The organism is Niastella yeongjuensis, assembly GCF_900110245.1.
GTDB classification, from domain to species: domain Bacteria; phylum Bacteroidota; class Bacteroidia; order Chitinophagales; family Chitinophagaceae; genus Niastella; species Niastella yeongjuensis.
In genome coordinates, this window is sequence record NZ_FOCZ01000004.1 from 34,410 (window position 1) to 46,451 (window position 12,042).

Consider the following 12,042-nt stretch of genomic DNA (forward strand, 5'->3'; position numbering starts at 1 on the left):
AGGGAGCGCCCGGCAAAACGAAAATAGGAAAAAAACCAAAGAAATGAAACCGATTACATTTTTTTAATCAAAAATTTCAACCTGCCTATCCTGATCCTGGCAGTTGGTTCAATCGGCAATCGTTCGCAATTTTCTATTTAACTGTATAGTAAGGTTAATATTGTCTTTTTTCATGACTATTTGTATTGACTGCAACTTTAGCAACCGATTGCAAAAATATTGCATAAATGAAGGGCAGAGGGCAGAAGGCAGAGGGCAGAAGGCAGAGGGCAGAAAGAAAGGCAGTAGGCAATAGGCTATAGGCTATAGGCTATAGGATATAGCTTGACGCCTAACTAAAGGTGAAACCAAATACAGCAAAACAAAACGCTGAATGCTCTTTAGAGAAATTCAGCGTTTTGCTTTTATTCAATTTTAAACCGTCAACCTGTTTTTGCCTTTAACTTTCAACCTTAAACTTTAAACTTTCAACTTAAAGCCCGTGTATTACCCGGAAGCTGTATTCCATTTCCTATTGCCTTTCATCTCTGCCCTCTGCTTTCTGCTCTTTTCCCATTACCTTTCATCTCTGCCTACTGCCTACTGCCCACTGCCCACTGCCTTTCTTTCTGCCTTCTGCCCTCTGCCTTCTGCCCTGCCCATTACTTCGTTGGCTTTCTAAATACTCCTTGTCCGGTTGTGAGATAAGCCTGCAGGCTTGTTTTTATCCAGTGCGTCCAGCCCTGCTCACAATCCTTGTAACACTCTATATCGGGCGTAAGGCCTTCATGCGTGAATTGCAGCTCTGTATTACCATTGTTTTCATGCAGGTCAAAGATCAGCCGGGTGTTGCTCCATTCTTTTTTGTTGGTAAACCAGGGCATAAAACAATCTGAAACAGACCAAACCACGCGTTTACCAGGTACCAGTTCTGTTACGGTACAGTCGAAGAAAGCATCATTACCCATTGTTATCTGAAAGGTGTCGTTTTGCTTTTCGGAATTACCGGTAAGGTTCACGCCCCACCACCCGGTTATATTGCTGATCTTTTTGATAGCTTCCGATGCGCTGATAGGTGCAGAAAAACTGCTGTTAAAATCGTTTGCCATTGTATTTGCTTTTATAAGAGCAAAGCTAGGGCGGCGGTTAACGGAAGTATTGTACGAATCGGAACTCAGCTCGTATAATGTTTGGTAGCGAGCTCATTGAGGCTGTTTTGGAGATCGGTTGGGGTGGAACCGGTGAATCGTTTAAAGGCCCGGAGGAAATGGGACTGGTCGTAGTAATATTCGTAGATGTATTCTTTTAAATGATGCAGGTCGGCGCCGGTTGAATAAGCCTGGTAAAACTGTTTGAACCGGATGATTTCAGCCAGGTTCTTGGGGCCGGTTCCCAAATGTTCGGTAAACTTTTTATGTAACCAGCGTGAACTGTAGCCGGTTTCTTTTTCCAGCTGCGCCACGCTGATCAATCCTTTGGCTTCGAAAATACGATTGATACAAAAATCATAGATCAGGTCGGACGTTGCGTTTTCCAGTCGTTTGATCAGGAAATCCTGCAACAATTGCAGTTTCAGCGTTACGGAGCCCGCCTCGCCCAGTTTCGTTTGTAGTTGTTCTATCTGACTGCCCATCAGATCGGCCATTCCTATAATCTGATTTTTGACTTCGCCATACGGTAACTGAAATAAACGATACGCGCCGAGGGGATTGAATTCAACCACGATGGTGTCTGTTTGCGTATCTTCTTTGGGGTCCAGCATAACAGCCGAATCAACAAGACCGGTAAAGGACAACTCATTTTCTTTTTGGATGAAGGTCTTGTCTTCCACCCGGGCTACGAGGCCGTTCCGGCTGGTAAAGGCGAGTTTGAAATTGGCATTGGGAACAATCAGCTTTCTATCCAGCACGGGCAAACGTCCTGAGCTTTCAAACACCCACATTTTCGCCACATACGGGCTTAATAGCGGGTGTGGCGTAACCGGATTGAAGCTAAACGTTGTCATTTGTTTAAAGATACAACAAAGGCCCGACTTACGTCAGGCCTTTGAACCTATAAAAAAACAAACGCAAATCAAGAAGGTAATGACAACAACGGTACGTTGTTGCCGGAAGCCATCATCCTGGTTTTGCTACGGTGTACCATAGAATCCCAGAAACCGTATTTATACGGCGACATAATGAGCAGATCGGCATTTGTTTCCTTTATCTCGTCCTGGATGGCATTGATGATCTGGCGCGATTGCACGTTCTTGTAGTAGTAATTGATGCCCGCCAGGTTTTTATCTATAGCTTCATGATCTGCTTCGGCCGCCTGTAATTCCTCGATCGTATCTTTCACATAAAACACTTCTACGGTGGCGCCAAAAGCAGCCGCTATTTCATGTACATTTTGCAGTACCTTGTTTTCCACGCCTTTTTCCAGGTCGCACGCAAACAGGATCTTTTTAATGGGATGATATTTGGCGCTTACAGGTATAGCCAGCAACGGGAACTCCAGCTTGTGAATGGTGGAGGTAGTCGTATTACCCAGCAGGTCCTGTTCAACAGATTTGTTAGCCATACCCATAACCACCACTACCGGTTTGTACTGATTGATACAGGTTACCAGGCTGTCATAAAAATTACCCGAAGCCAAATATGGCTTCACGTTTACATTGAACTTTTTGCTCAGCGATTCTGCGGCTTTGTCGAGGTTCTTCCGGTATAATTCCAGCACGCTGTCGATATCATCACTGGAAGCCCTGGCATTTAAAAGATGGATGGAAATTTCGCTGTAGTTAAAGAGGATCAGTTCGTGGCCTTGTTCGGCTGCCACCGCTGCAGCATATTCAGCCGCATTTTCAGCTTCCGCTGAATAATCGGTGGCTATCAGGATTTTTTTCATAAAGAGATGAGGATTGTTCCTGATAATAACAGGGCCTGACCGGAATTGTTTACCGGTTTCCATTTTTTTTTGTCGCAAATACAATTAAAAATAAAGAAGAGCCGAACGCAAAGTTTATTTTTTACTATATAAAACAGGCCGCCCCCATGAATCGGGACAGCCTTTTAAACAATAGAAACAGAAAAACGTTAAGCCGGCATTAATTGGGTGGTGATACCGATCCGGTTCCAGGCATTGATGGTAATGATGGAAAGAATAACCTGCGCCAGGTAGGTCTCCCCCAATAGTTTGGCGGCCTGCTCATAAGTAGCATCACTTACATGGTTAAGGCTTATTAAGGTAACCTCTTCCGTTAATGCCAGGATGGCCCTTTCTTCTGCTGTATAAAAAGGTGCATCGCGCCAGGCATTCAGCCCATAGATCCGTTGTTCGGTCTCCCCTGTTTTACGGGCTTCTTTGGTATGCATGTCAATACAAAATGCACAGCCGTTTATTTGTGAGGCCCTGATCTTGATCAAATCCTTGTGTACTTTGGTCAGTGGTGAACCCTCGATGAATTTTTCCAATCCGAGAATGGCTTTGTAGCCCGCTGGTTCTACCTGATCGATTTTAATTCTTGTCATATCCTGTTGATTTTATTTTATTTTTTTGGGGATGTTCATCCAGATAACTGCGGCAAGAATAAGGGCCACTCCCATCCACTGGCTTACGAATACCTGTTCCCCCAACAGTACACCGGCCATTATAACAGCGATGGGTATCTCAATAGAAGCCAGAATGGCGCCTAATCCTATCCCTGTCAGCGGCATGCCACGCGTAAACAATAATGGGGGTAGAATGGTCCCGAAAAGCGCTACTACCAGGCCCCAGCTGTAAAATATACTGCCGGTAAATTCCGGGTTTATTGCGTTGTGAAAAACAAGGAGAATTACAACCAACCCGCCCAGGACCATAAACAGACTGCGTTTCAGTGGCGGCAGCCTTACCTCCAGGTTATTGGTAGAATACATTGTTGCGGTATAGCAAAGCGCCCCGAGGATCCCGAATACTATGCCTTTCCAGTTAAAGGAGATCGATTGGTTGAGTACGTTCGTGGCCAGGAGGGTGCCCATCATCACGATCAATACGGATAACATTTTCACCATACCCGGTAACTTTTTTTGAATGATCGCTTCCATCACCACCCCCATCCATACCGACTGGGTCAACAATACGATGGCTACACTTACCGCGATGTACTTCACCGACAGATAATAAAAAATACTCGTGAGCCCGAGTGAAGCACCTGCAAGAGTTAACCGCAGCCTGCTTTTTAATGACCCACTGGCAGTATGGGTTGCTGGTGGCCGCCGCAACAGGGTAAGGATAAACAATCCCGCAACACCCAGGCTGAACTGGGCGATGGTGACTTCTGCCGTATTGAACCCCGCCCGGTAAGCAAGTTTTACATAAGTGCCCAGCATGCCGTAGCAACCCGCGCCCAGCGTAATTAATACAACGCCTTTTAATTTATCGTTCTTCATGGCTTCAGTACATCTTCAATGAGGGATCGTACCTGTTGGTGTGCCCGGTCGACGGTTGCCAGCAGCACTTCTTTATTCAGTGATGTACCATCCACTGCTACCATATGGATATCATCGATGCCCATCATGTTGAACACGGTTTTCAGATAGGTCGTTTGAAAATTCAGCCGGGCATTAGGCTCACCGGTTTCATATCCCTGGCTGCCTCTTGCTACCAACAGCACCAGGGACTTATGTTGTAGCAACCCAACATAAGGTTCTGCCGGATTGAAGGGATTTATTCTAAATGTTTCGTTGAGTCGCATCACCTGATCGATATAGGCCTTCACCGTACTTGGAATAGACCAGTTATACATGGGGGTGCCCAATACAATGATGTCTGCCTCCCGTAATTCAGCTATGTAAGTATCGCTGGTCCCTAATACCTCTTTTTCCCTGTCAGTTCGCGCTGCAACCGGTTTTAGATTGGCAGCGATCCAGTCTTCCGTTACATGCGGCACGTTGGCATTGCCCAATTCCCGCAAATTGATCACGGCATCAGGGTGCTTTTTGCTCCAGTAGTTGGTAAATACTTCTGTGAGCGTTCTGCTGTGTGAATGCGCTTTCCGGGCGCTTGCGTTGATGACCAGTAACTTTTTCACTTTTCTTATTTTTCACAAAGCTATCCGGTTACTGGGCTATATTTGTAGCCCAGTTCTAACATAAACCACAGCCCAGATGTTACCATATAAATCATTGATCCAGCTTGACAGAAACTCCCCGCTGTCGCTGCATATACAGGTATGTAACAGTTTTATTGCCCTTATCTCCAATGGCACGTTACAGCCTTCCGCGCTCCTGCCCAGTTCGCGTGTGCTGGCTGAACTGATCGGCATTCATAGAAATACAGTAAAGCTGGCCTATGAAGAATTGATCAGTCAGGGCTGGGCCGATTCTGTGCCCCGGAAAGGCATCTTCGTACTTTCGAAACTGCCCGTCATTTCAAGAAGAAGATTGCCTGAACCCCAACGCGAACCGCGGCAACAGGATCCTTTTAAATGGAAAAACAAATTCGCCGGGTTCACCCCCGGCAGGAATTTGCAAACAGCTAAACTCACCATCGATGATGGCTTCCCGGACGTTCGGCTAACACCCATCGATGAACTAATGCGGGAATACCGCAGCATTTCCAGAAAATCGTATGGCAGGAACTTTTTAAAATATGGCAGTGCCAAAGGCTCCGAACACTTACGTTCTTCCATTGCACACTATTTATACCACACCCGGGGCATTACCGTTTCTCCTGAGAACATACTTATTACCAAGGGAAGCCAGATGGGCATTTACCTGGCCGCACAACTGTTGCTGAACAATGCAGACAATATTGCCGTAGGAGTATCTAATTACCTGCATTCAGACAATACGTTCCTGCATCAGGATGCTAAACTGATCCGTATTCCCGTCGATGAATATGGTATGGACATAGACCACCTGGAGAAAGTATTACGACGTAGAAGTATAAAAGCGGTTTATGTGATCCCCCATCACCATTTTCCCACCACGGTTACCCTGAGTATGGAACGCCGCCTGAAGTTGTTGAAACTGGCAAAAGAACACCGGTTTGCGATCATAGAAGATGATTACGATTTCGATTTTCATTACGAAAACAAGCCTTACCTGCCGCTGGCAAGTATAGATCACCACCAGAACGTGATTTATATAGGTTCAGTTACTAAAACAGTAGCGCCGGCGCTGCGTATTGGTTTTATGATCGGTCATACCCCGTTTATAAATGCAGCCGCCTCCTTACGGGAGTTGATCGACAAACAGGGCGACACCGTACTGGAGGAAGCATTTGCCGTGTTGTTCGACAATGGGGAAATGGAACGGTATTTCCGGAAAACCATTAAGATCTACAAGGAACGCCGGGACCTGTTTTGTAAGATCCTGCAGGCGGACTTCTCCAACACGATAAAGTTTAAAATTCCGGAAGGCGGGTTGGCCGTATGGGCGCAATTCGATCAAAAAATAAACCTGGGTAAACTGGCTGAACGGGCAGTAAAAAATGGGCTGTTGATCGACGACGGCAATTTTTACAAAAACGAATCCTTCTCCGCAAATGGCCTAAGGATGGGATTCGCCTCGCTGAATGCCACCGAAATGGTTACAGCACTCGAAAAACTGAAACAGGTAATATAAACAGCAAAAAGCCCTCCCGGCGATTATAACTGTTGACATTGATACGCAAACCGTTTGATTTGCAAGGCTTCCTGTTACAGACCGGTAACGTGGTATAACTTTTTCAGGTAATGTATACGATTTTATAACCTATAATTATTTACTATGAAAGTTTCATCTGCGTTGGCCGGAGGATTGGCTGGTACCCTTACTGTAGCGTCCCTGCATGAAGCCATGAGAAGAATTAGCCCCACTGCACCCCGAATGGACCTGCTTGATATGGACCTGTTGCGAAAAGGTTTAACAAAAATGCATAGAAAGGTCCCGGCAGACGGTCAACTGCAACGCTGGGCCGTAGGTGGTGAACTTCTTTGTGATACCGCCTATTTTAGCATGGCAGCAGCGGGTGGTAGAAAAAAGGTATGGTTGTGCGGCGCTTTATTAGGACTGGCAGCTGGCATCTCTGCTGTAGTGTTACCCAAGTCAATGGGACTGCCAACAGAACCAAGTAATAAAACAGTTGCCACAAAGTTCATGACCATTGGATTATACTTTCTGGGTGGCTTAGCCGCAGCAGCTGTGGCGCAACTCGTAGATCGTACCGACAAAAAAAATGAATATATAGAAGATGTTTATGAGTAACCGGATCACCGGCCGCTCTTAAGCAGGGCGGTCGGACTTAACCCAAACATTCTTTTAAACGTGCGATTAAAGTGCGGCGCATCCGCAAACCCGCCACCCAGCGCTACATGTGTGAAATTTGCATGCCTGTCAAGCCTTTTTAAAGAAGCCATCAATTTCGACCAAAGTATATACTTGCGAACAGGTATCCCTACCTGTTGTGTAAACAAATGGATCAGTCTGCCTGGTGAAAGATGAACTGCCCCGGCCAGGTCTTTTACGGAAACCACTTCCAACTCCGGCTGTCTGAGCAATTCCAACACCTGCCCAATTCGTTCGTCTAAGGGTTCGGGTGTATGTTTATGAGCAATTGAATGGAGAAAATGATTTGTCAACTGATAAATTTCATCGGTTGGATTATGTCCCGCCAGCAACGATTTTAATTGACTGAGGTATTCGTCAACCGACGCCAATGCGGCAATTCCACTTTTACCCAGATATTCTTTTTTCAGGGCGGCCCCTATATCAGTTTCCGGATCAATATTGATCAACACAAAGGAACTGCCATGGGTCCGGCATTCATGTGCCACATCAGAATTTATGATGACTGCCTGATAGGAACCCTGCCCTGATTTATAGACCACATCAATAGGCGATTCCAGCGCGATAGCAATTTGTATGGCATGATGGGCATGCACTTTGGTATCTGCACCCCGGCCGGCATACATAAAGTAACCTGGCCAGAAAAGCACCAGGGGGAAGTTTTTGTCCATGCTCATACCCGCGAAAATAGCCAATTCGTACAAGCCTGCGAAGACAGGAAGCAGGAGCTTTGCAAAAACAGACACACTATGTATGCAATTAATCATGCGGCCACCGCCTTACTTATTAAAAAGAACAAACCGGAATTGCCTTTATGGCCGCTGCTGATAGCAGTTCAGCTGGTGGAGATCCTTTGGGTTATTTTTAATTATCTGGGTATTGAACATTATACAGTGTTGGCAGGCCACCTGCACCTGGACTTTCTCCCCTACTCCCATTCCATTTTTTCAGGGGTGTTGCTGGCAGCAATGTCCTATCTCATCATTGCCAAAGGTTATGGCAATCGAAAACTGGCGATTGCCTTTGCCATCGGCGTATTATCACATATAGCAATAGACCTTATTTTTCATGAGCATGACATTCGCCTTTCGCCGTTTGCCTATTATCCCGTATGGGGATTGGGCATCATTAAATATCCATTGGTGAATTTTATACTGGAACTGTTTTATGGAATTGGCTGCTGGTGGTACTTCAGGGGCAATAAGCGTTTACTGGCTGTTATTATTATTTTCAACCTTGCCGATCTGCCCGCCATGTTTGCTTCCGGGGACATGTTAAATCCCTTGCAGTATTACCGGTTCCTTTTACCTACGTTTATCCTGATACAAATGTTGCTCACCTGGTATTTTGTCTGGCGCTATGCCAGATAAAATACAGCACCTACTTCATTTTGGATACAAATACCAGTATTCTGAAAACACCCGCCAGCTGGCACTGATTGAAATTTGTGTCATAATAAAACAACAGGCATTATGACCATAACAAATCAAACAGAGGTAGTAAACAATCCGGTTACGTTCAAATCAAACGGACTCAATATTGCAGGGATGTTATACCTGCCAGCTGATTTTCATTCATCCACACAGCCGCGCCCGGCCATTGTAGTAGGCCATCCCGGCGCCGGAGTAAAAGAACAGGCAGCAGGATTGTACGCCGGGTTGCTGGCAGCAAAAGGCTATGTTGCACTTGCCTTCGATGCCGCCTGCCAGGGTGAAAGCGAAGGATTACCCCGTAACTACGAAGACCCGGAGCAAAGGACAGAGGACATTAAAGCCGCCGTTACCTTCCTGTCTTCCATGCAGGAAATAGACGCCAACAGGATCGGTGTGCTGGGCATTTGTGCATCTGGCGGTTATGGCGTCGCCGCCACCGCTACCGACCACCGGATAAAAGCACTGGCCACCGTTTGCGCAGCCTGCATTGGGCACCAGTTCAGACAGGGCGGCGATGGCCAGCAAAGCCCTGCAGTGATCCAGGCCCTGCTCGACCATGCAGCAGCAGACCGCATCGAAGTAAGCAAAGGCAAACAACCTGGTGAGTTTCCCATATTCCCTGCCACTGCCGAACAGGCAAAAGAGTTGGGCCAGCACGTATATGAAGGCTGGGAATATTATTGCACCGAAAGAGCTTATCATCCCCGTTCCGCAAAAACATTCACCTGGAAAAGCGTGGAGCTTGCAGCCGGTTTTGACGCCTTCCGTTTCGCCGGTCTGATCGCTCCCCGCCCGCTGCTGATGATCGCAGGCTCGGAAACAAAAACATTATGGATGACGCAGGAAGCTATAGAAACCGCCAAAGGCCCTAAAGAACTGTTTATCATTGACGGCGCTACCCATGTAGACCTGTACGATAAAATGGAATATGTAGCTCCCGCAGTTGCCAGGGTCCTGGATTTTTACAACGCCAACCTATAGCATTCATCATATCGCCTCCATATTTGCAAACCAATTTTCATACATTTAAAACATGAAGCAGATGGCCGCCGTTCCTCAGCATATCAATTCCATTTCTGAACTACACCGGTTGCTGGGTTTGCCGAAACCCCTGCATCCAATGGTTAGCCTGGTGCACAACTGCAACGTAAGCATCGTTAAAGATCAGTTTCCCAAAACACTTTTACTTAACTTCTACAAGCTGTCATTTATAGAAGACATGCGTGGGAAGGTAAAATACGGCCAAAGCTATTATGACTTTGAGGAAGGCGGAATGGTGTTTGTAGCGCCCGGCCAGCTGCTCACCACAGCGCCTGACGCAGATGAATACGCAGGTTTCAATCTTTTTGTGCATCCCGGTTTTTTGCGTGGTTATTCCCTGGCCACAACCATTGAAAAATATCATTTCTTTACATATGCTGCCAACGAAGCATTACACCTGTCGGATAAAGAGCGAACAACGATCATTGCTCTTTTCCGGACCATCGAAGACGAACTGCAATCAGGCATCGACAGCTCCAGCCAGGATGTGATCATTTCGCAGATCGAGTTGCTGCTCAATTACAGCAATCGCTATTACAAGCGCCAGTTTACCACCCGCAAGGTGTTGAACAATGACCTGCTTGCTAAACTGGAACAGGTGCTGGATGCCTACCTTAACAATGAGCAGGCCCTTACAAGCGGATTGCCAACCGTGCAATACCTGGCCGGCCAGTTACATGTATCGCCTCACTATTTAAGCGATATGCTTCGTACCCAGACCGGCCAAAATGCGCAGCAGCTGATACACCATAAAATTATTGAGCGGGCAAAATTATTACTAGGCAATACCAGCCTTAGTGTGGCAGAGGTAGCCTATCAGCTGGGGTTTGAATACCCGCAATCATTCAACAAACTATTTAAGCAGAAGACGCATGTTTCGCCACTTGAGTTTAGGAAGACATTCAACTAAAAATTTAAAATCAATCAGACTAAAAGATGTACCAATCACATGATACATACAAGCACCTGCGATTTTAATCAGATAAAATTCCCGGTATTTGTGTTTTTTTTACCTGCAAATTTCGTTGCTTTGCTGCCTTAATTTTTTCGCGCACATCCCAACCATTCACCCCAGGAGATTCCAGGCAATGTTTCTCTGTTTTTTAAATTCTAACGAAACACCATTATGCCCTGGAAATTTATTCTTTTTAAACAATCATCCAAAAGAGATAAATCTGAAAATCATACAGACCCATGCAAAGAATCAGTCAGCAAAGCCCGGCAAATGGAAGACAAGTATGAATCGTTTATGAACGCCTCACCGGCTGAACAGGAAAAAATGTTTGCTGAACACAAAGCAACATCGCCCAGGGACAAATTCGATCTGTACCCAGATTGGGAAAGTATTAATAAGAAGTTTGCCACAAGCAGCAGGCCGCCAATGAATCTTTATAGCATGATGGCTGCAGCTGCCATGATCGGCATTTTACTAGCCCTTGCCTATTTATTTTTTACCGGGCACAAACTGAAAGAACCCACACAAGGGATTGCCAGGGCAAAAGGGCCTGAACTTATTTTAAGCAATGGGAGTGTCATTGACCTCGATAATATACCCAATGGCGCTTTTACAGCAAAAGGTATACATTATACGAAAACAGATACCAGTTTAATGTGTCGGCTACTGGAGCCATATCAGGTTGCGATCCCGGATACCCATAAATTAACGGTTCCATCAGGCAGGCGGTACCAGGTTACGTTGGCAGATGGTTCAATCATCTTATTAAATGCTTCAAGCCAATTGCATTTCCCTGTTCAATTTTCTACCAATGAGCGATGGGTTTACATGCAGGGCGAGGCGTTTTTTAAAGTAAATGCCGACCGGGTAAAACCATTTTTCGTTAATGTAAACAACGAAGTGTATACGATCGCCACCGGTACCGCTTTTAATATCAGGGCATATGAAGGCACCGAACATATCAAAGCCACGCTGATAGAAGGCCATTTATCCGTTAAAGTATATAGGAGCAGCAAGTCAACAACGTTACAAGCCGGACAGCAGGTAAATTATAAAGATGGAAAGTTTGTAAGCCCCGACCACCTGGACTTAAACCAGGTAATTGCCTGGAAAAAAGATATATTTCATTTCAACAACAGCTCTATCGATGAAATTATGGAAGAAATTGGGCGCTGGTATAATGTGAAGATCCAATACGAGGGAAAAAAACCATGTACTTACTTATATGCAGTACTAGACAGATCGATGTCTCTTGAAGCGATAATCGAAACTATGTCACTTATTCAGGTACACCTCAGATTAGAAGGCGACACCCTGATCGTATCGTCGCTTTAACACCATGCAT

13 protein-coding genes are annotated in these 12,042 nt (G+C 45.7%); 6 read left to right on the forward strand and 7 right to left on the reverse strand.

Features of this window, described 5'->3' with window-relative positions; all coding sequences use genetic code 11:
• Positions 1–641: 641 nt before the first annotated feature.
• The 6 genes from BMX95_RS11580 to BMX95_RS11605 form a co-directional block, all read right to left on the reverse strand.
• Positions 642–1,088 (reverse strand): SRPBCC family protein, encoded by a 447-nt coding sequence (locus BMX95_RS11580; RefSeq protein WP_081200558.1) that lies wholly within the window; start codon positions 1,086–1,088, stop codon positions 642–644.
• A 65-nt stretch (positions 1,089–1,153) separates the two neighbouring features.
• On the reverse strand, positions 1,154–1,984 hold the full coding sequence (locus tag BMX95_RS11585; RefSeq protein WP_081200559.1) for a helix-turn-helix domain-containing protein: 831 nt from the start codon (positions 1,982–1,984) through the stop codon (positions 1,154–1,156).
• Between the two features lie 68 nt (positions 1,985–2,052).
• Entirely contained in the window at positions 2,053–2,865 is an 813-nt protein-coding gene (locus BMX95_RS11590) for a universal stress protein (RefSeq protein WP_081200643.1), read from the reverse strand.
• 188 nt (positions 2,866–3,053) lie between these two features.
• A complete protein-coding gene (locus tag BMX95_RS11595) occupies positions 3,054–3,488 on the reverse strand; it encodes a carboxymuconolactone decarboxylase family protein (protein WP_081200560.1) in 435 nt (144 codons plus the stop codon).
• Between the two features lie 12 nt (positions 3,489–3,500).
• Positions 3,501–4,388, reverse strand: a complete 888-nt coding sequence (locus BMX95_RS11600; protein ID WP_081200561.1) for an EamA family transporter — start codon at positions 4,386–4,388, stop codon at positions 3,501–3,503.
• Entirely contained in the window at positions 4,385–5,029 is a 645-nt protein-coding gene (locus BMX95_RS11605) for an FMN-dependent NADH-azoreductase (protein ID WP_081200562.1), read from the reverse strand. The genes BMX95_RS11600 and BMX95_RS11605 overlap by 4 nt, the downstream gene beginning before the upstream one ends.
• A gap of 76 nt (positions 5,030–5,105) precedes the next feature.
• Between BMX95_RS11605 and pdxR the strand changes: the two genes are divergently transcribed.
• Positions 5,106–6,566 (forward strand): MocR-like pyridoxine biosynthesis transcription factor PdxR, encoded by a 1,461-nt coding sequence (gene pdxR, locus BMX95_RS11610; RefSeq protein WP_081200563.1) that lies wholly within the window; start codon positions 5,106–5,108, stop codon positions 6,564–6,566.
• Between the two features lie 144 nt (positions 6,567–6,710).
• Positions 6,711–7,187, forward strand: a complete 477-nt coding sequence (locus tag BMX95_RS11615; protein WP_081200564.1) for a hypothetical protein — start codon at positions 6,711–6,713, stop codon at positions 7,185–7,187.
• Between the two features lie 5 nt (positions 7,188–7,192).
• Here BMX95_RS11615 and BMX95_RS11620 read toward each other — a convergent pair whose 3' ends face one another.
• Positions 7,193–7,945, reverse strand: a complete 753-nt coding sequence (locus BMX95_RS11620) for a helix-turn-helix domain-containing protein (RefSeq protein ID WP_165758924.1) — start codon at positions 7,943–7,945, stop codon at positions 7,193–7,195.
• Positions 7,946–8,017: 72 nt separating this feature from the next.
• Here BMX95_RS11620 and BMX95_RS11625 point away from each other — a divergent pair, with 72 nt between their 5' ends.
• The 4 genes from BMX95_RS11625 to BMX95_RS11640 all read left to right on the forward strand — a co-directional run bounded on the left by BMX95_RS11625 (position 8,018) and on the right by BMX95_RS11640 (position 12,032).
• A complete protein-coding gene (locus BMX95_RS11625; protein ID WP_081200566.1) occupies positions 8,018–8,638 on the forward strand; it encodes a hypothetical protein in 621 nt (206 codons plus the stop codon).
• A 102-nt stretch (positions 8,639–8,740) separates the two neighbouring features.
• The gene (locus tag BMX95_RS11630) at positions 8,741–9,682 is read left to right on the forward strand and encodes an alpha/beta hydrolase (protein WP_081200567.1); all 942 of its coding nucleotides are present in this window, start codon (positions 8,741–8,743) and stop codon (positions 9,680–9,682) included.
• Positions 9,683–9,734: 52 nt separating this feature from the next.
• The gene (locus tag BMX95_RS11635) at positions 9,735–10,652 is read left to right on the forward strand and encodes a helix-turn-helix domain-containing protein (protein ID WP_165758925.1); all 918 of its coding nucleotides are present in this window, start codon (positions 9,735–9,737) and stop codon (positions 10,650–10,652) included.
• A 315-nt stretch (positions 10,653–10,967) separates the two neighbouring features.
• Positions 10,968–12,032 carry a FecR family protein gene (locus BMX95_RS11640; protein ID WP_165758926.1) on the forward strand — a complete coding sequence of 355 codons (1,065 nt, stop codon included), beginning with the start codon at positions 10,968–10,970 and terminating at the stop codon, positions 12,030–12,032.
• Positions 12,033–12,042: the final 10 nt, after the last annotated feature.